The organism is Ensifer sp. R-19, from assembly GCF_049905105.1.
Lineage (GTDB): Bacteria > Pseudomonadota > Alphaproteobacteria > Rhizobiales > Rhizobiaceae > Ensifer.
In genome coordinates, this window is record NZ_CP184569.1 from 47,085 (window position 1) to 65,178 (window position 18,094).

Consider the following 18,094-nt stretch of genomic DNA (forward strand, 5'->3'; position numbering starts at 1 on the left):
TCGTTGCGATCATGACGGCATTGGACATCCAGATCAGCGTGGAAGAAGGCAATTGGCCCGAGGAAGAGGCCTTGCTTGCCTTCTCATCGCCCGTGCTCGAAGCGGCTGCAGCCTATCTCGCGGCCGAAGAGAAGCAGCCGTTGCCGAAGATGCCGCCGGAACTTTCCCTCGTCTTCACCGACGACGCTTCCATGCGAGCGATCAACGCCGAATGGCGCAACCAGGACAAGCCGACCAATGTGCTGTCCTTCCCCGCTTTCCCGGTGAAGCCGGGCGCGATGCCGGGACCGATGCTGGGCGACATCATCGTCGCCCGCGAGACGCTCGAGCGCGAAGCCGTGGAACTCGAGAAATCCTTCGATGCGCATCTGACGCATCTTCTCGTGCATGGATTCCTGCATCTTTTCGGTTATGATCATATGCAAGATGACGAAGCCGAAAGAATGGAAAGCCTGGAGACTCGCATTTTGGCGCGTCTTGGCTTATCTGACCCCTACGGGGATCGTACCCCGGATTAACAGTTTGGACCGATGAGCGATTACAAAACACAGCCCGTCGCGCTGGCGACCGAGGAGGCAGAAGCCTCCGGAGAGGCGGAGGCGGGCAGTAGTAGCACCGCCACTCGACACGAGGGCACGAAATCCACTTCTACCTTCTGGAGCCGGGCCGCGCGCCTGTTGCGCGGCGCAAGTCCATCGAGCCTGCGCGAGGATCTTGCCGACGCGCTTCAGACCGATGCCGACAGCAACACGGCTTTCTCGCCCGGCGAACGGGCGATGCTCAACAACATCCTGCGTTTCCGCGAGATCAGGGTCGAGGACGTCATGGTCCCGCGTGCCGACATCGAAGCAGTCGACCAGAGCATCACCATCGGCGAGCTGATGGTGATCTTCGAGGAGTCCGGCCGCTCGCGCATGCCGGTCTATAACGAAGGGCTCGATGATCCCCGCGGCATGGTGCATATTCGCGACCTGCTTTCCTATGTCACCAAGCAGGCCCGCAACCGGCGCCGCAACGGCAAGGCGCCGACTGCCGTGACGGTCACGGGCGAAAAGACCGAGAAGACGCCCCGATCGCCGAAGGCGAGCTTCGACCTCTCCCGCGTCGATCTCGGCAAGTCGCTGGAAGAGGCGGGCATCGTCCGCCAGCTCCTGTTCGTGCCGCCTTCGATGCTGGCCTCGGACCTGATGCAGCGCATGCAGGCCGCCCGTATCCAGATGGCGCTCGTCATCGACGAATACGGCGGCACCGACGGTCTCGTTTCGCTCGAAGACATCGTCGAGATGGTCGTTGGCGATATCGAGGACGAGCACGACGATGACGAAGTGATGTTCGCCCGTACCTCGGACGATGTTTTCCTCGCCGACGCTCGCGTCGAGCTGGAAGAGATCGCCGCGGCGATCGGCCCCGATTTTGACGTGCGTGAGCAACTCGAAGACGTCGACACGCTCGGCGGCCTGATCTTCGCCTCGCTTGGCCGCATTCCGGTGCGCGGCGAGGTCGTTCAGGCCATTCCGGGCTTCGAGTTCCAGATCCTCGACGCCGACCCGCGTCGTGTGAAACGCGTTCGCATCATGCGCAAGCGTCCGCCGGCTCGCCGTCGCCCGTTGCGGCCGGAGGGTGAAACCGTTCCGGAGACGGTTATGGTCAATCGTGCCAACGGTGCAGCATCTTCCGAAGCAGCGGCCGACGAGCAATAATCGTTCGGCTCCCGCGCACGTTTCCATGTGCGCGGGGCAGGGTGCGCGGGGCAGATGCCTCTCACCCATCCACTTGACGTCTCCCGGCTTGAACGCGGTTCTCAAGGACCGGCGGCTCGACCCAAGCCGGAGCACATGCCTTCCATATCCAAATCCGCCCCTGAAGGGGACAAGCAGCCGGTTTTTTGGAACACTGGCGCCGATTGATTCGGTTGTTGTTTCGCTCCGGCGCCGCGGCTAGCGGCCGGGATCGACTGGAGGCTGCATGGTAAGACTGGCTGGCAGGGTGATGCTTCTCTCCGGTTTCCCGAGGGCATTGCTCGCGTTCCTTGCGGGGCTTCTCGCGGTTCTGGCGCAACCGCCCTTCGGCATCTTCGCCTTTGCTTTCGTCGCTTTCCCGATCCTCGTCTGGCTGCTCGACGGCGCGACCGGAAATCCGGATGGCGGCATCGTCAGGCGGCTCTGGCCGGCGGCGGCGATCGGCTGGTGGTTCGGCTTCGGCTACTTCCTCGGCGGTCTCTGGTGGCTCGGCAACGCGCTCCTGGTGGAGGCCGACGACTTCGCCTGGGCGTTGCCGCTCGCTGTGGTCGGTCTCCCGGCCTTCCTGGCGCTCTTTTATGCGCTCGCGACGCTGATCGCGCGCCTGTTCTGGTCCGATGGTGTCGGGCGGATCGCGGCGCTTGCTCTGGCCTTTGGCCTTTGCGAATGGCTGCGCAGCTTCCTCTTCAGCGGATTTCCCTGGAATGCCATCGGCTATGCGGCGATGCCGATGCCGCTGATGATGCAGTCTGCAAGCGTCGTCAATCTTGCGACCATCAACGTGCTGGCGGTCTTCGTCTTCGCGGCACCCGCACTCATTGCCACCGGCAGGGGAAGTCGGATTGGTCTCGCGGCCGCACTCGTCCTCCTCACGGCGCACGTCGGCTTCGGCTTCTATCGCCTGGCACAGCCAGCCCCCCCTGCGGCCGAGCCGCCGCTGACGGTCCGTCTCGTCCAGCCGGTGATCGATCAGGCGAAAAAGCTCGACGACCGCGAGCGTGCGGCGGTCTTCGAGGAACATCTTTCGCTCACTGCTACCGCGCCCGAAAACGGCGGCAAACGCCCGGACATCGTCGTCTGGCCCGAGACGTCGATCCCCTTCATCCTCACCGACAATCCCGACGCCCTGGCGCGCATCGCCGAGGTACTCGACGACGATCAGATCCTCATCGCCGGTGCCGTGCGCGCCGAGGACGCGGGCGCCGGCCTGCCGCCGCGCTACTACAACTCGATCTATGTCATCGATGGCCGCGGCCAGATCATTGGTGCCGCCGACAAGGTGCATCTCGTCCCGTTTGGCGAGTATCTGCCGTTCGAGGAGGTGCTGTCGTCCTGGGGCTTGAGTTCCATCGCCGCCTCCATGCCGGGCGGCTTTTCGGCGGCAAAGAGCCGCTCGCTGCTGACCTTGCCCGGCGGCAGGAAGTTCTATCCGCTGGTCTGCTACGAGGCGATCTTCCCCGACGAGATCGACGGGGCCGCGCGCGGAACGGATGCGCTTCTCAACATCACCAATGATGCCTGGTTCGGCGACACGCCCGGTCCGCGCCAGCATTTCCATCAGGCACAACTGCGCGCCATCGAGACCGGAACCCCCCTGATCCGCGCAGCCAACAGCGGTATATCAGCAATTGTTGATGCACGTGGGGTTTTAATGGTAGGATTGTCTTACAATTATAGGGGAGTGGTCGACACACTTCTGCCGGGAAAGATGCCTACGCCTTTGGACGACGCTATGCGAAGCCGAATCTTCTGGCTGAGTGCACTCTTGCTCCTTCTGGTTGCAGTGTTTTCGCGTGTTGGTTTTAATATTAGGAAGAATTGACCTAAAACCCCTAAAATTGCATAGTGGTCCGCACCATCGTCCTTGTTGTGGCGGCTTTGTCGTATCACCGTGGCGGTCGCCTCGGTGAGCGGTGCTTCATGCCGGGCGGTGGATCAAACGAAACAGCGTGTTTGGGAACGCAGATATGATCGAAAACAAAAAGAAGCCGAACCCGATCGACATTCATGTCGGTAGTCGGATTCGTCTTCGCCGCACGATGCTTGGCATGAGCCAGGAGAAGCTCGGCGAAAGTCTGGGGATCACTTTTCAGCAGATCCAGAAGTATGAGAAGGGCACGAATCGCGTCGGCGCGAGCCGGTTGCAGAACATTTCGGGCATCCTGAATGTTCCGGTTTCCTTCTTCTTCGAAGATGCCCCGGGTGATAGCGGTACCGGTCAGCCCGGCATGGCAGAAGCGTCCAGTTCCAACTACGTTGTCGATTTCCTGTCGTCCTCCGAGGGGCTGCAACTCAACCGCGCTTTCGTCAAGATCACCGATCCGAAGGTTCGCCGCCGGCTTGTCGATCTGGTCAAGGCTCTCGCTGCGGAAGCAGAAAGCGAATAGTTCCAACGTTCCCCGTCGGGACTTGAAAACAAAGCGGCCTTTGTGCCGCTTTTTTCATGCGCGCTTTTCTCCGGGCGCGCCAAAGTGATTGGCCCTGATGGTGATATAAAGATATATTTATGTCGTTGTGCGCTTGTTTTTCGGGCGCAAAACCACTAACACCATGCCAGCGCTTTTTCTTCATTGAGGGGACTTCCCGCATGCGTGCAAACTACCTGTTCACGAGTGAATCTGTAGCCGAAGGTCATCCGGACAAGGTGTGTGACCGTATCTCCGACGAGATCGTGGATCTGGTCTACCGCGAAGCGGCCAAGACCGGTGTCGACCCGTGGGGCGTTCGCATCGCCTGCGAAACCCTGGCGACCACCAACCGCGTCGTCATCGCCGGCGAAGTGCGCCTGCCGCCGAGCCTTCTGAAGAAGGACAAGGACGGCAACGACGTCATCAACCCCTCGAAGTTCAAGTCCGCCGCCCGCAAGGCGATCCGCGAGATCGGCTATGAGCAGGACGGCTTCCACTGGAAGACGGCCAAGATCGACGTGCTTCTGCACTTCCAGTCCGCCCACATCGCTCAGGGCGTCGACAGCGCTGCCGACATGCAGGGCGAAGAGGGTGCCGGCGACCAAGGCATCATGTTCGGCTACGCCTGCCGCGAGACCGCCGAACTTATGCCGGCGCCGATCTACTACTCGCACCGCATCCTCAATCTGCTCGCCGCCGCCCGCAAGAAGGGCGAAGGCGAAGTCGCCAAGCTCGGTCCGGACGCCAAGAGCCAGGTCACCGTGCGCTACGTCGATGGCAAGCCGGCGGAAGTCACCTCGATCGTTCTGTCGACGCAGCATCTCGATGACACCTGGGATTCGGCCAAGGTTCGCTCGGTTGTCGAGCCCTATATCCGCGAAGCGCTCGATGATCTGAAGATCGCCGACGATTGCACCTGGTACATCAACCCGACTGGCAAGTTCGTCATCGGTGGCCCGGACGGCGACGCCGGCCTCACCGGCCGCAAGATCATCGTCGACACCTATGGTGGTGCTGCGCCCCATGGCGGCGGCGCCTTCTCGGGCAAGGACACGACCAAGGTCGACCGTTCGGCTGCCTATGCCGCGCGCTACCTGGCAAAGAACGTCGTAGCCGCCGGTCTTGCCGATCGTTGCACGATCCAGCTCTCCTACGCCATCGGCGTTGCCCAGCCGCTGTCGATCTATGTCGACCTGCACGGTACCGGCAAGGTCTCGGAAGACCAGGTCGAGCAGGCCATCCGCAAGACGATGGACCTGTCGCCGTCTGGCATTCGCCGTCACCTCGACCTCAACAAGCCGATCTACGCCAAGACGTCTGCCTACGGCCACTTCGGCCGCAAGGCTGGCCGCGACGGTTCCTTCTCCTGGGAGAAGCTCGATCTGGTGAAGCCGCTGAAGGCTGCGATCGAGCAGAGCGGTGCCGTCAACGGCCGGGCAGCCGCGTAATCCTGCGATTGGCGTGGCGTGTAACGCCGCGCATTGAAGATAGCGCAGCGGCCTGCTATCAGGCGCTTGCGAAATTCAGGGCGGGCGCTCCGGCAAGGAGCGCCCGCTTCGTTCATTTTGATTTTGGGTCGGCTTGATCCGGGATCAGCGTGACCAAGGGACAAACGACATGACCGAACCGCGCCGTGCCAGAGCAACCGAGGCCTTTTTCGGCCGCCGCAAGGGCAAGCCGTTGCGCGAGCGGCAGGCGGCGCATCTGGAAACAGTGCTGCCGACGCTGAAGCTCGATCTGTCGAGCCCGGCTCCGGCGGAACTGAAGACGTTGTTTCCTCAGGGCGTCGATCGCATCCGGCTGGAAATCGGCTTCGGCGGCGGCGAACATCTGATCCACCGCGCCGCCGAGACGCCTTCGACAGGCTTTATCGGCGTCGAACCCTTCGTCAATTCCATGGCCAAGCTCGTCGGCCACATCGAGGCTCGCGGTGTCAGCAACATCCGCCTTTATGACGACGACGCCACCCAGGTTCTCGACTGGCTGCCGGCCGCTTCCGTCGACCAGATCGACCTGCTCTATCCGGACCCGTGGCCGAAGCGCAAACACTGGAAGCGCCGCTTCGTCTCCAAGGTCAATCTCGACCGCTTTGCGCGCGTGCTGAAGCCGGGCGGGCTTTTCTGCTTCGCCTCGGATATCGACACCTATGTCAATTGGACGCTGTTGCATTGCCGCGATCACGCGGCCTTCGAATGGACGGCGGAGAAGGCAGCCGACTGGCTGACGCCGTACGAGGGGTGGCCGAGCACACGCTACGAGGCCAAGGCACACCGGGAAGGCCGGAGCTCCGCCTATCTCACTTTCCGCCGAGCCTAGCAATTCCAGGAAAAGTGCGAAGCGGTTTTCCGCCCGGAATTGCGGCACTCCAAAATCAATTCCAGGAAAAGTGCGAAGCGGTTTTCCGTCCGGAATTGTGTCGCTTCACAGTCAATTCCAGGAAAAGTGCGAAGCGGTTTTCCGTCTGGAATTGCGTCGTTCAATGCAGAGCGGCGGCTTCAATTCAGCCCCATAGATCTACCGTCAGCGACGGCAGCCTGATCAATGCAGGGTGACCGTCTTCAGGTCATCCTCGGCGGCCTTGAAGAAGGTGCTGGAACGATTGTCGGTCAGGAGGATCGGCGTGCCGTCGGCGCCGAACAGGGCCCAGAGATCGATGCCCGGTCCCATCTCGGGTGCTTCCGGGAAGCAGCGCGAGACTTCTTCCGAACGCATTTTCCGGATGTAGCCGATTTCGCCTTCGCCGAGATGTGCGAGGTCGTTCTTCGACAGTGACGAGCTGACAGCTTTCAGTCCCATGGTGATACTCCGTGGTCGCCGGCCAGGGGAAAATCCCGCCGGTTATCCTACTCTGGGACTGAAATGTTAATTTTCTTTACCATACGCACCGGTTCGGGACGGACGAGGTCGACGGAGAGCAAGCCGTTGCGCAGCTCGGCGCCGAGAACTTTCATGCCATCGGCGAGAACGAAGGTGCGTTGAAACTGGCGCGCAGCGATACCGCGGTGCAGGTACTCGCGATCGCCGTTGTCGACCTGGCGGCCACGGATGACGAGCTGATTCTCTTCAGTGGTCACTTCGAGGTCTTCTTCGGAAAACCCGGCCACGGCAAGCGTGATTCTGAGCCGCTCGGGTGCGTCAACGGCGGCATCGCCGCGGATCCGCTCGATGTTGTAGGGCGGGTATCCGTCATTGCCCTTGGCGATGCGCTCAAGGGTCTTTTCCATTGTGTCGAAACCCAGCAGAAGCGGGCTCGTAAAGGGCGTAATTCGGCTCATTCTTCAAGTCCTTGCGAGATCAAGCGACCGATGTTCGGACCTGCCCAGCAGCATCCTTGCCGCAATATGGTAGCTGTGCGCAATGAGTGCAAGCCGCTTGCCTCGGGCGTGCACGCAAATCATAGTCCGCTCTCGCAGAATCCAAGAGTGGGGCGAGGAGGGCGCATGCGACGCTACCCGTATCCGCTCCGGTGCATTGAAATCGATCGCGCCTGGCTTTGGGTCGGGTCGACCCAACCAAACGTGATCCAGGGAGGACGAGAGAGTGCCCGCGCCCAGAAAGATAATCATAGACACCGATCCCGGGCAGGACGATGCCGCCGCCATCATGCTCGCTTTCGGCAGTCCGGAAGAGATCGACCTGCTCGGCATCACCACGGTCGCCGGCAACGTGCCGCTGACCTTGACGGCCCGCAATGCGCGCATTCTCTGCGAGCTCTGCGACCGGCCGAAGGTTCGAGTTTTTTCCGGCGCCGACAAGCCGATCGCCCGTCCACTGGTCACCGCCGAGCACGTGCACGGCAAGACCGGCCTCGACGGCCCGACGCTCGATGAGCCCAGGATGAAACTCGAGGAGCAGCACGCGGTCGACTTCATCGTCGAAACACTGCGCAACGAGGCAGAGGGCTCGGTGACGCTCTGCACGCTGGGACCGCTCACCAACATCGCGCTCGCGCTCCAGAAGGCGCCTGAGATTGCGCCGCGGGTGAAGGAACTGGTGATGATGGGCGGCGGCTTCTTCGAAGGCGGCAACATCACGCCGGCGGCCGAGTTCAACATCTATGTCGATCCGGAAGCCGCCGATATCGTCTTCCGCTCGGGCATTCCGATCGTGATGATGCCGCTCGACGTCACCCATCGCGTGCTCACCCACAAGGCGCGGGTGCAGAAGATCCGCGACATCGGCAGCCGCCCTGCGATCGCCATGGCCGAGATGCTCGAATTCTTCGAACGCTTCGACATCGAGAAATACGGCACCGATGGCGGCCCGCTGCACGACCCGACGGTCATCGCCTATCTGCTGCGCCCCGAGCTTTTCACCGGTCGGGATTGCAACGTCGAGATCGAAACCCAGTCGCCGCTGACGGCGGGCATGACGGTTGTCGACTGGTGGCAGGTCACCGGCCGCCCGCACAATGCCAAGGTCATGCGCTTCGTCGACGACCAGGGCTTTTTCGATCTGTTGACCGAGCGCCTGTCGCGCATCTGAGCCTACGCTCGATCATCATGCTTCAAACAAAAACGGCGCCCCGAGAGGCGCCGTTTCTTTTCTCGATCTGTTGATCAGAACTCTTCCCAATTGTCCTGGGCAAGCGCGTTGGCGCCCGAGGTCTGGGTGAGCACCCGCTGCGTTGAAGCCGAGTAGCTGCTTCGTGCCGGGCTTGCTGCCGGAGCCGGCCGCGCCTCGCGGGCAGGTGCCGGTGCCGGGCGTTCGGCCGCACGCATGCGTTCGGCGGTGCCACGCAGCATCTCCGACGAGGTAGGCTGGGCCGACGTCGAGGACTGGGCGACGCGGAAGCGGGCAACCAGGGCGTTGAGCGTGCGGGCCTCTTCGTTGAGCGCCATGCCGGCGGCCGTCGTCTCCTCGACCATGGCGGCGTTCTGCTGGGTCACCTGGTCCATCTGGTTGACGGCCGAGTTGATCTCCTTGAGGCCGACGGCCTGCTCGGAGGCCGAGCTCGAGATCTGGCGGATGAGGCCGTTGATCTGCACCACCTGCTCGGCGATCTTTTCGAGCGCGCCGCCCGCCTTGCCGACGAGGTCGACACCTTCGCGCACCTGGCCGGCCGAAGTGTTGATCAGCGTCTTGATCTCCTTGGCGGCATTGGCGGAGCGCTGGGCAAGCTCACGGACTTCCTGGGCGACGACGGCAAAACCCTTGCCGGCTTCGCCCGCGCGGGCCGCTTCGACGCCGGCGTTGAGCGCCAGAAGGTTGGTCTGGAAGGCGATTTCGTCGATGACGCCGATGATGCGGCTGACCTCGTGCGACGACTGCTCGATGCCCTTCATCGCGGCGATGGCCTTCTGTACCACTTCGCCCGACTGTCCGGCATCGCTGCTGGCCACTTCCACCGACTTCGCGGCGACCTTGGCGTTTTCGGCGCTGGCGTTGACCTGCGAGGTCAGCTCGTCGAGGGCTGCTGCCGTTTCTTCGAGGCTCGCCGCCTGCTGTTCGGTGCGGTGCGACAGGTCGTTGGCGGCGCTGCTGATTTCGCTCGTGCCGTTGCCGATGTTGACGACCGAATGGTTGACGGTGCGGATCGTCGCTTCGAGGCTTTCCATCGTCGCGTTGAAGTCGCGCTTGAGCTGGGCATATTCGCCCGGGAACTCGTCGGTGATGCGGAAGGCGAGATCGCCGGACGAGAGATGGGACAGGCCCTTGCCGAGGCGGGCGACGATGTCGCGCTGCAAGGCGCTGCTCTCGGCACGCTCGGTTTCCGACCGGCCGCGTTCGCGCTCGGCCTGTTCGCGCTCATGGCGGGCTTCGCCTTCCAGGCGCTTGGTGTCGGCAAGCTGGTGGCGGAAGCCCTCGAGTGCCTTGGCGACTTCGCCGGTTTCGTCGGAGCGATCCTGGCCGGCGATCGCCTTGGTATAGTCGCCGTGGCTGAGTCCTTTGACGTCGTTCACGAGGGCGGCGAGAGGCTTCTGCACGAAGCCGCGGACGGCGAGATAGAGACCGAGCAGAACGGCGCCGAGCACGACCAGGCCGCCGACGATCATCATGTAGGTCTGGTCCTTGACCGGGGCATTGATCGCGGCGCGCGGCACGTCGACGAGCACGACCCAGCTGGTGTTCACGCCCGAAAGCGCGAAGGGATAGACGAGGCGGTCGAAGGGTTCGTTGCCGTCATAGGAAAGGTTGGAAATGACGCCAGGCTTGCCGGAATCAAGCGCATTCTTGACGATGTCGTTGCCTTCGCCGTCATAGGCTTTGAGCAGCAGTTCCGGGATCGGCGCGACGAGCCACTTGCCGCTCTGCGACAGCAGGTAGACGCGGCCGGTTTCGAACGGCTTCAACTTCGCCAGACCCTCGGCCAGCGAGGCGAGTGAAATGTCGACGCCGGAGACGCCGATCAGCTTGCCGCCTGACATAACGGGATAGGCGATCGAGCTCATCGCGGTCGGAATGTCGGTACCCTCGGCAGTATAGGGCTGGGTGATCGCGCCCTTGCCGCTCTTTGCCGCGAGCGCATACCACTCCGCCGGATAATCGGCCTTGAAGGTGGAGTACTGGATTTCGTTGTTCCGGGTCTTCGACCAGTAGGGCGTGAAGATGCCGAGCTCGTTGCCGCCCAGTTCCTTATTGTTGACAACATCTTCCTGGCGGCCGTCGAAGGCCTTGGGCTCTTCCGCGAACCAGCTGCCGAAGGCGAAGGGGTTCTGCTCGAGGTTCGCCCTCAGGATATTGATCACCCCGGTGCGCTCCATCGACTTTTCCGCATGTGCCCGGCCGAGAACGCCGGCCATCGAGCGGGCAGCGCTCGCAAGCTCACCGACGTCGCCGGCGATGTCGGAGGCGATCGCGCGGGCTTCGCCGCTTGCCTGTTCAAGGACCAGCTTTTCGACGCGATCCTGGGTCTGGGAGATGAGAACGAAATTCGAGGCGAGCAGGACAAGTGCAATCGTGCCGCCTGTCACCGCGATCAGTTTGGTCGCCAGCGATTTGGCTTGGAACTTGAACATGAAATCCTCACGTGCTGGGAGGTCCGCCGGCTCTCGCCTGCGGTGGACGCATTTCGCAATGGGGGTGAACTCCATCATGGAGCGTCAGATGCCGACCGGCATGTTGGAGGCAACCAGATCGCTTCGACCGGCCTTCTCAGGCTCCTGAATAGACTGGAGATTCTTAAAATAGGCCCAACGCGGACGCTGTTTTACCTGTTGCTTTGATAAAATTGCGCGCGAAGTTTTATCTCCGCGACATCGGCTGTCCGGATTGCGCAAGCGGAGATTTTGAGACGGTTGGAAACGCGCGGCGGCAGAGAGCCGGCAAGAAAAATGCGGGCGATCTCCGCCCGCACCAGATGCCCTTTGGCCTATCACGGGTCGGTCCGACCCAAGGTTGTCGCGATCTAGATACGCGACGCCACTTCCGAGGAAAGCGGGATCGAGGGCTGGGCGCCGCTCTTCAGGCAGGCGAGCGAGCCGGCGACGGCTGCACGGCGCAGCGCATCGGGAAAGGCAATGCCGGCGTCGAGGCTGGCGGCAAGATAGCCGCAGAAGGTGTCGCCGGCGCCGACGGTATCGACCGGTTCGATCTTCAGGCCCTTGGCACGCTGGATCTCGCCTTCGTGCACGGCGACGACGCCTTCGGCGCCGAGCGTGACGATGACCGTCTGGCCGGTCTCGGCGTGAAGCGCCTTCATCGCGTCTTCGCGTTCCGCGCTGCTGATGCCGCTCCTGCCGGCAAGCAGCTCGAATTCGGTCTCATTGGCAATGACGATATCGGCCATGCGCCCGAGGCGAGCCGCATCCGCGGTCAACGGCGCGATGTTGATGACAGACCGGACGCCCTTCTGCTTGGCTACATTGAGCGCCTTCTCGACGGAGGCTGCCGGAATTTCGAGCTGCAGCATCAGCGTGTCGCCGGGCTTCATGCCGTCGACGGCTTTCACCGCATCGGCCTCATTGACAGTCGCATTGGCACTGGCGACGACGACGATGACGTTTTCGCCGTCACCGCCGACCAAGATATGCGCGGTGCCGGTTGGCTCTTCCACCGTCTTGGTCAGGGAGAGGTCGGTGCCAGCACCCTTCAGCAGTTCCAGCGCGCCATCGGCAAAACTGTCCTTGCCCACAGCACCAGCCATCTTAACTGTCGCTCCGGCACGTCGCGCGGCAAGCGCCTGGTTTGCGCCCTTGCCGCCGGCGGCGGTCGAAAAACCAGTTCCGGCAACGGTCTCGCCCGGCTTCGGAAGGCGTGCGGTCGTGGCGATCAGGTCCATGTTGATGGACCCAAAAACAGTGATCATGTGAAAATTTCCCGTCGGATTGCAAAGTGGGCCGGAGAGTGCCCGACAGCCTCAGTCCTCGTCAACCACCCGCAGGCGCAATTGCCCGACGCGGTTGTCGACGGCGGCACGCGGATCGCTTGCTTCTTGCGTCCCGCCTTCGGCTTGAAGTTCGAGCGCCTCGATCTTGGCGCCGCGCCGCGTGAGCTTGCTGGACGAAATCAGAATATCCTCGACGTCCTTCTGGCTCATGGCGAAATGGCCCTGAAGCTTGCGCACGCGCTCGTCGAGACGGCTGAGGTCCTCCATCAGCCTGGCTACTTCACCCTGGATCAGATGCGCCTGCTCGCGCATGCGCGCATCCTTGAGGATCGCCTGGATCACCTGGATCGACAAGAGCAGCAGCGACGGCGAGACGATGACGATCCGCTGGCGATGCGCCTTCTGCACGATCGCTTCGAAATGCTCGTGGATTTCGGCGAAGATCGATTCCGATGGCACGAAGAGGAAGGCGGTGTCCTGTGTCTCTCCGGGGATCAGGTATTTGCTGGCGATATCGCGCACATGGGTTTCCATGTCGCGGCGGAAGAGTTGCGCGATCTGTTGGCGGCGTTCCGCATTCGGGGCATCCCGCATCGCGTTCCAGGCTTCCAGCGGAAATTTCGCGTCGATGACGAGCGCCGGCTGGCCGTTCGGCATGCGGATGGTGCAGTCGGGTCGTGCGCCGTTCGACAGCGTCGTCTGAAATTCAAAGGCGCCCATCGGCAGCCCATCGGCGATGATCGCCTCCATGCGTGACTGGCCGAAGGCGCCGCGCGTCTGCTTGTTTGAAAGGATCGCCTGCAACCCGGCCATGTCCTTGGCCAGCGACTGGATATTGTTCTGGGCATTGTCGATGACCGCCAGGCGCTCCTGCAGCCGCCTGAGGTTTTCGTGCGTCGCCTTGGTCTGTTCGGTGATCGAAGTGCCGATCCGATGGGTCATGCCGTCGATGCGCTGGCTGAGGGACTGGTTGAGTTCGGCCTGCCGGGCGCCGAACACCTCGGCCATGGCGGCAACCCGCCCCTGCATCTCCGTCTGGGCGGCAAGCAGCATCGCCATCTGTTCCTGCCGCTCCTCGTCGCGGGTATCCCGCCGCCGCGAGAGCGCCATCAGCAGCGCGACTGCCACTATCAGGCCGCCGGCGATGGCGAGATGGCCCAGCGTGACCGGCAGAGTGCCGATGAAAAACAATGGCTGGGAAAGGTCGATGGGCGCTGGTTCCATGGTGTAAGCCTAACAGATTCGCGGATGTTTTATAGATCAAAACATGAACATCTGTACCGTGCGGTTAACGCGAGGCCATGGGAAACGGCCGCTGAGGGTGGCAAGGCAATTTTCTTGCACGCCGGTGGAAAGATCGGCTATGGGAGCAGCATGACGATCAAGCCGCTTATCATCCTTCCCGATCCTGTGCTTCGCCAGGTTTCCACGCCGATCGAAACCATCGACGCGGACATCCGCCGTCTGGCCGACGATATGCTCGAAACCATGTATGACGCGCCCGGCATCGGCCTTGCCGCGATCCAGATCGGCGTTGCCAAACGCATGCTGGTGCTCGACGTTTCGAAAGAAGGCGACGACAAGACCCCGCTCGTCTTCATCAATCCCGAGATCGTTGCTTCGTCCGATGAGCGTTCGATCTACGAGGAAGGCTGCCTGTCGATCCCGGACTATTACGCCGAGGTCGAGCGCCCCGCGGCGATCACCGTCAAGCATCTCGACCGTGACGGCAAGGAACAGATGATCGAGGCCGATGGCCTGCTCGCCACCTGCCTGCAGCATGAGATCGATCACCTGAATGGCGTGCTGTTCATCGATCATATCTCCAAGCTCAAGCGCGACATGGTGATCCGCAAGTTCACCAAGGCCGCCAAGACGCGCGGTGCGAAGGCGATCTGACGCCGGCCATGCAAGCGGTCGCGAACAGATCGCGCAAAGGGCACGATTTGAGGGCGGGAACCCATTGAACAATTCCAGGAAAAGCGTGAAACGGTTTTCCGCTTGGAATTGTCCTGTTTCAGAGAATGAGATCATTTCGCCGTTTCCCGTTTGAAGTGATCTGAAAGGACGGAGTTACCGCCTTGTCACTTCGCATCATCTTCATGGGTACGCCGGAATTTTCGGTGCCGACGCTGGCGGCCCTCGCCGAGGCTGGCCACCAGATCGTCGCCGCCTATACTCAGCCTCCGCGACCGGGCGGCCGACGCGGGCTCGATCTGCAGAAGTCGCCGGTGCATCAGGCGGCCGAGCTGCTCGGCATTCCCGTGCTGACGCCGGTCAACTTCAAGGACGAGGCGGATCGCCAGACCTTCCGCGACTTCGACGCCGATGTCGCCGTCGTCGTCGCCTATGGCCTGCTTCTGCCCGAGGCGATCCTCACCGGCACCAAATACGGCTGCTACAACGGCCATGCTTCGCTGCTGCCGCGCTGGCGTGGTGCTGCCCCCATCCAGCGCGCCATCATGGCCGGCGATCATGAGACCGGCATGATGGTGATGAAGATGGACAAGGGGCTCGATACCGGCCCCGTCGCCCTCACCAAGGCCGTCCAGATCGGCGAGACGATGACGGCGGGCGAATTGCACGACCGGCTGATGCAGGTCGGCGCCGGCCTGATGCGGGAAGCGATGGCGAAGCTCGCGGCCGGCGATCTGCCGCTGACCGCGCAGCCCGACGAGGGTGTCGTCTATGCGGCGAAGATCAGCAAGGCGGAAACCCGCATCGACTTTGCCCGCAGCGCTCGCGAGGTGCATGACCATATTCGCGGCCTGTCGCCATTCCCGGGCGCATGGTTCGAACTCGAAATCGCTGGCAAGCCGGAACGTATCAAGGTTCTGAATTCCGAGCCGGCATCGGGCGCCGGCGAGCCCGGCACGGTGCTTGACGACAATCTCACGATTGCCTGCGCCGAGGGTGCGGTCCGGCTCACGCGCCTGCAGCGCGCCGGCGGCAAGGCGCTCGGCGCCGCCGACTTCCTGCGCGGAACGCCGGTCGCGTCCGGCACGAGGGTCGGCTGATGCCGCGGTTCAAGCTGACCGTCGAATATGACGGCTCCGACTATGTCGGCTGGCAGCGGCAGGACAATGGCGAGTCCGTGCAGGGTGCGATCGAAAAGGCCGTCCTGTCCTTGACCGGCGAGACCGTTTCGATCCGCGGCGCCGGTCGCACCGACTCCGGCGTGCACGCCAGTGGCCAGGTCATGCATGTCGATCTGACCCGCCCGTGGAAGCCCTATACGCTGCGCAACGCGCTGAACGCGCATCTGGGGCTTGCGGGTGAGCGTGTGGCGATCCTCGAAGCCGAGGAAACGTCGCCGGAGTTCGACGCGCGTTTCTCGGCGCTGCGCCGGCACTATCTCTACCGCATCATCTCCCGGCCGGCGCCGCTGGCGCTGGAAGCCAGGCGCGCCTGGTGGGTGCCGAAGCCGCTCGACCACGCGGCGATGCACGAAGGCGCGCAACGTCTCGTCGGCCATCACGATTTTACGACCTTCCGCTCGGCCCATTGCCAGGCAACGAGCCCGGTGCGCACCCTCGATCGGCTGGATGTCGCGCTCGTCGCCGGTGTCATCGAAATCCGCGCCACGGCCCAGAGTTTCCTGCACAATCAGATCCGGTCTTTTGCCGGTTCGTTGAAGCTGGTGGGCGAGGGGAAGTGGACGCCGGACGACCTGCAGGCCGCACTCGAAGCGCGTGACCGCAAGGCTTGCGGCCCCGTGGCTCCGCCCGATGGGCTTTATTTCCTGCAAGTGGATTATTGACGGTCGGTCGATCCCGGGCTCCAAAGCGTGTCTCGATCTTTCAGATTCGCTCGCGCTATGAGTCCTTCAAATTCCGCATGTCGTTATCGCAAAACCGCTGCGCACTTTTGCGCGACATGCGCTAGCCCGGGATCAGGCCGAAGAAGCGCTGCAGGAGATCGCCGATCATCATCGACGGCAGCAGGAAGAGCGCCGTCAGCGCCGAGGCAAGCAGGGTCTGGTTGCCGGTAATCATGCGCAGGAGCCGGAAAAGCACCGCGACGCTAACGACGAGCAGCGCCAGCCAGATCAGGCTCGTCAGGCCCTGGCTTCCCGGAATGATCAGGCGGATGGCGGCGGGAATGGCCATCGCATAGGAGAGCGGGACGGAGAGCCAGTTGGTGGTGACGACGATCGGCACGACGGCCCCGGCAAAACCGAGCGGGCGCGACAGAGTGGCGATCAGCACCAGCGGCAGCAGCCAGCTGACGAGATCGACGACCAAGAGCTTGAAGATGAAGCCGATGCCGATCACCGTGCCTTCAGGCATGGCCGACAGGTAGTAGAACCGCCAGGATGCCCAGGTGACGGCGATCGCCGGCAGGCACCAGAGCATAGAGGTGAAGGAGCGCCAGAGGCCGCTCTCACTGAAATCGAGCCAGCGGAATCCCTCCTCTTTGCCCTGCGCCAAGAGCCAGAGGCCCTTGATATAGGCAAGCACCTCATCAAGCAGCGGCATGGCCGAACCAGCTGAAGATGAAGGTTTCGTAGATGTTCGTCAGCGTCTCGAGGTCGGCGACGGCAACGCGCTCGTCGACCATGTGCATGGTCTGGCCGACCAGGCCGAACTCGACCACAGGGCAGTAGTCCTTGATGAAGCGCGCATCCGAAGTGCCGCCCGTGGTCGACAGCTTCGGCTGCCGGCCGGTGACAGCCTCGACGGCGCCGGAAAGCGAATCGATCAATGCGTTGTTGCGTGTCAGGAACACGTGGCTCGGGCGCTCGGCCCAGGTGATCTCGTAGCGGACGGGCGCGCGGTCCGGGCGCAGGCTGCCGGCGGCTGCGGCGCGGTCGAGCCGCACGATGATTTCAGCCATCAGGCTTTCCGCCGTCCAGGTGTCGTTGAAGCGGATGTTGAAGGCGGCACTCGCCTTGGCCGGAATGACGTTGACGGCGCCATTGCCGACATCGATCGTCGTCACCTCAAGGTTCGATGCCTGGAAACTCTCGGTGCCGTTGTCGAAGGGCGGATCCATCAGCGCCTGGGTCAGCTGCAGGATGCCGCGCACGGGATTGTCGGCAAGGTGCGGATAGGCGGCATGGCCCTGCACGCCGTTGACGTTGATGCGGCCGGAGAGCGAGCCGCGCCGGCCGATCTTGATCATGTCGCCGAGATGGTCCGGATTGGTCGGTTCGCCGACGAGGCAGGCGTCCCAGCGCTCGCCCTTGTCGGCCGCCCATTGCAAGAGCTTGGTGGTGCCATTGATTGCCGGCCCCTCTTCGTCACCGGTGATGAGGAAGGAAACCGAGCCCTTCGGGAGCCCATGTTTTTCGATGTGGCGGGCGACTGCGGCGACGAAACAGGCGATGCCGCCCTTCATGTCGACGGCGCCGCGGCCGTACATTTCTCCGCCGGCGATGTCGGCCGAGAACGGGCCGTGGCTCCAGGCGGCTTCGTCGCCGACGGGAACGACATCGGTATGGCCGGCGAACATCAGATGCGGGCCTTCCGTGCCGAGCCGGGCATAGAGGTTCTCGATATCGGGCGTGCCGACGTCCTTCGCCACCACGCGATCGACCGCAAAGCCGAGCGGCTTCAGCATCGCCTCCAGGGCGGAAAGCGCTCCGCCTTCGGCCGGGGTGACCGAGGGGCAGCGAATGAGGGTGGCGAGATTGGCGATCGGATCGGTGGGGGTCATCTAACGCTATGCCGTCTGCT

At 62.9% G+C, this 18,094-nt stretch carries 17 protein-coding genes; 10 read left to right on the top strand and 7 right to left on the bottom strand.

Features of this window, described 5'->3' with window-relative positions:
* Nucleotides 1-11 precede the first annotated feature (11 nt).
* From ybeY to trmB, 6 genes are all read left to right on the top strand, one after another.
* On the top strand, nt 12-518 hold the full coding sequence (gene ybeY, locus ACN9MO_RS00230) for an rRNA maturation RNase YbeY (protein WP_112994132.1): 507 nt from the start codon (nt 12-14) through the stop codon (nt 516-518).
* A gap of 12 nt (nt 519-530) precedes the next feature.
* Nucleotides 531-1,700 (top strand): hemolysin family protein, encoded by a 1,170-nt coding sequence (locus tag ACN9MO_RS00235; RefSeq protein WP_113132045.1) that lies wholly within the window; start codon nt 531-533, stop codon nt 1,698-1,700.
* 265 nt (nt 1,701-1,965) lie between these two features.
* Nucleotides 1,966-3,561: an apolipoprotein N-acyltransferase gene (gene lnt / locus ACN9MO_RS00240; RefSeq protein ID WP_113132046.1), complete on the top strand. Its 1,596-nt coding sequence runs from the start codon at nt 1,966-1,968 to the stop codon at nt 3,559-3,561.
* Between the two features lie 145 nt (nt 3,562-3,706).
* Nucleotides 3,707-4,126 (top strand): helix-turn-helix domain-containing protein, encoded by a 420-nt coding sequence (locus ACN9MO_RS00245; protein ID WP_057248021.1) that lies wholly within the window; start codon nt 3,707-3,709, stop codon nt 4,124-4,126.
* Nucleotides 4,127-4,326: 200 nt separating this feature from the next.
* On the top strand, nt 4,327-5,595 hold the full coding sequence (gene metK, locus ACN9MO_RS00250; RefSeq protein WP_057248022.1) for a methionine adenosyltransferase: 1,269 nt from the start codon (nt 4,327-4,329) through the stop codon (nt 5,593-5,595).
* Between the two features lie 169 nt (nt 5,596-5,764).
* Nucleotides 5,765-6,463, top strand: coding sequence for a tRNA (guanosine(46)-N7)-methyltransferase TrmB (gene trmB, locus ACN9MO_RS00255; protein ID WP_113132047.1), 699 nt, complete (start codon nt 5,765-5,767; stop codon nt 6,461-6,463).
* A 222-nt stretch (nt 6,464-6,685) separates the two neighbouring features.
* Here the strand turns inward: trmB and ACN9MO_RS00260 are convergent, their stop codons facing one another.
* Nucleotides 6,686-6,943 (bottom strand): DUF1150 family protein, encoded by a 258-nt coding sequence (locus ACN9MO_RS00260; protein WP_057248024.1) that lies wholly within the window; start codon nt 6,941-6,943, stop codon nt 6,686-6,688.
* 47 nt (nt 6,944-6,990) lie between these two features.
* Nucleotides 6,991-7,422, bottom strand: a complete 432-nt coding sequence (locus ACN9MO_RS00265; RefSeq protein WP_057248025.1) for an Hsp20 family protein — start codon at nt 7,420-7,422, stop codon at nt 6,991-6,993.
* A 265-nt stretch (nt 7,423-7,687) separates the two neighbouring features.
* Between ACN9MO_RS00265 and ACN9MO_RS00270 the strand changes: the two genes are divergently transcribed.
* On the top strand, nt 7,688-8,632 hold the full coding sequence (locus tag ACN9MO_RS00270; RefSeq protein ID WP_058323646.1) for a nucleoside hydrolase: 945 nt from the start codon (nt 7,688-7,690) through the stop codon (nt 8,630-8,632).
* A gap of 74 nt (nt 8,633-8,706) precedes the next feature.
* Here the strand turns inward: ACN9MO_RS00270 and ACN9MO_RS00275 are convergent, their stop codons facing one another.
* The 3 genes from ACN9MO_RS00275 to ACN9MO_RS00285 all read right to left on the bottom strand — a co-directional run bounded on the left by ACN9MO_RS00275 (nt 8,707) and on the right by ACN9MO_RS00285 (nt 13,640).
* Nucleotides 8,707-11,106, bottom strand: coding sequence for a methyl-accepting chemotaxis protein (locus tag ACN9MO_RS00275; protein WP_113479692.1), 2,400 nt, complete (start codon nt 11,104-11,106; stop codon nt 8,707-8,709).
* Between the two features lie 389 nt (nt 11,107-11,495).
* Entirely contained in the window at nt 11,496-12,395 is a 900-nt protein-coding gene (locus ACN9MO_RS00280) for a ribokinase (RefSeq protein ID WP_057248028.1), read from the bottom strand.
* 51 nt (nt 12,396-12,446) lie between these two features.
* Nucleotides 12,447-13,640 (bottom strand): DNA recombination protein RmuC, encoded by a 1,194-nt coding sequence (locus tag ACN9MO_RS00285; protein WP_058323643.1) that lies wholly within the window; start codon nt 13,638-13,640, stop codon nt 12,447-12,449.
* A gap of 150 nt (nt 13,641-13,790) precedes the next feature.
* Between ACN9MO_RS00285 and def the strand changes: the two genes are divergently transcribed.
* The 3 genes from def (at nt 13,791) to truA (ending at nt 16,176) form a co-directional block, all read left to right on the top strand.
* Complete coding sequence (def, locus tag ACN9MO_RS00290) at nt 13,791-14,315, top strand: peptide deformylase (protein ID WP_057248030.1); 525 nt, start codon at nt 13,791-13,793, stop codon at nt 14,313-14,315.
* A gap of 182 nt (nt 14,316-14,497) precedes the next feature.
* Nucleotides 14,498-15,433, top strand: a complete 936-nt coding sequence (gene fmt / locus ACN9MO_RS00295) for a methionyl-tRNA formyltransferase (RefSeq protein WP_113132049.1) — start codon at nt 14,498-14,500, stop codon at nt 15,431-15,433.
* The gene (gene truA, locus ACN9MO_RS00300) at nt 15,433-16,176 is read left to right on the top strand and encodes a tRNA pseudouridine(38-40) synthase TruA (protein WP_058329088.1); all 744 of its coding nucleotides are present in this window, start codon (nt 15,433-15,435) and stop codon (nt 16,174-16,176) included. The genes fmt and truA overlap by 1 nt, the downstream gene beginning before the upstream one ends.
* A gap of 121 nt (nt 16,177-16,297) precedes the next feature.
* Here truA and ACN9MO_RS00305 read toward each other — a convergent pair whose 3' ends face one another.
* Both ACN9MO_RS00305 and dapE read right to left on the bottom strand, forming a co-directional pair.
* Nucleotides 16,298-16,894 carry a hypothetical protein gene (locus tag ACN9MO_RS00305; RefSeq protein ID WP_110877894.1) on the bottom strand — a complete coding sequence of 199 codons (597 nt, stop codon included), beginning with the start codon at nt 16,892-16,894 and terminating at the stop codon, nt 16,298-16,300.
* Nucleotides 16,881-18,074, bottom strand: a complete 1,194-nt coding sequence (gene dapE, locus ACN9MO_RS00310) for a succinyl-diaminopimelate desuccinylase (RefSeq protein ID WP_110877895.1) — start codon at nt 18,072-18,074, stop codon at nt 16,881-16,883. The genes ACN9MO_RS00305 and dapE overlap by 14 nt, the downstream gene beginning before the upstream one ends.
* Between the last annotated feature and the right edge of the window lie 20 nt (nt 18,075-18,094).

Coding starts and splice junctions, on each gene's coding strand:
- ybeY (WP_112994132.1), top strand. CDS start 12: ATGACGGCATTGGACATCCAGATCAGCGTGGAAGAAGGCAATTGGCCC.
- ACN9MO_RS00235 (WP_113132045.1), top strand. CDS start 531: ATGAGCGATTACAAAACACAGCCCGTCGCGCTGGCGACCGAGGAGGCA.
- lnt (WP_113132046.1), top strand. CDS start 1,966: ATGGTAAGACTGGCTGGCAGGGTGATGCTTCTCTCCGGTTTCCCGAGG.
- ACN9MO_RS00245 (WP_057248021.1), top strand. CDS start 3,707: ATGATCGAAAACAAAAAGAAGCCGAACCCGATCGACATTCATGTCGGT.
- metK (WP_057248022.1), top strand. CDS start 4,327: ATGCGTGCAAACTACCTGTTCACGAGTGAATCTGTAGCCGAAGGTCAT.
- trmB (WP_113132047.1), top strand. CDS start 5,765: ATGACCGAACCGCGCCGTGCCAGAGCAACCGAGGCCTTTTTCGGCCGC.
- ACN9MO_RS00260 (WP_057248024.1), bottom strand. CDS start 6,943: ATGGGACTGAAAGCTGTCAGCTCGTCACTGTCGAAGAACGACCTCGCA.
- ACN9MO_RS00265 (WP_057248025.1), bottom strand. CDS start 7,422: ATGAGCCGAATTACGCCCTTTACGAGCCCGCTTCTGCTGGGTTTCGAC.
- ACN9MO_RS00275 (WP_113479692.1), bottom strand. CDS start 11,106: ATGTTCAAGTTCCAAGCCAAATCGCTGGCGACCAAACTGATCGCGGTG.
- ACN9MO_RS00280 (WP_057248028.1), bottom strand. CDS start 12,395: ATGATCACTGTTTTTGGGTCCATCAACATGGACCTGATCGCCACGACC.
- ACN9MO_RS00285 (WP_058323643.1), bottom strand. CDS start 13,640: ATGGAACCAGCGCCCATCGACCTTTCCCAGCCATTGTTTTTCATCGGC.
- def (WP_057248030.1), top strand. CDS start 13,791: ATGACGATCAAGCCGCTTATCATCCTTCCCGATCCTGTGCTTCGCCAG.
- truA (WP_058329088.1), top strand. CDS start 15,433: ATGCCGCGGTTCAAGCTGACCGTCGAATATGACGGCTCCGACTATGTC.
- ACN9MO_RS00305 (WP_110877894.1), bottom strand. CDS start 16,894: ATGCCGCTGCTTGATGAGGTGCTTGCCTATATCAAGGGCCTCTGGCTC.
- dapE (WP_110877895.1), bottom strand. CDS start 18,074: ATGACCCCCACCGATCCGATCGCCAATCTCGCCACCCTCATTCGCTGC.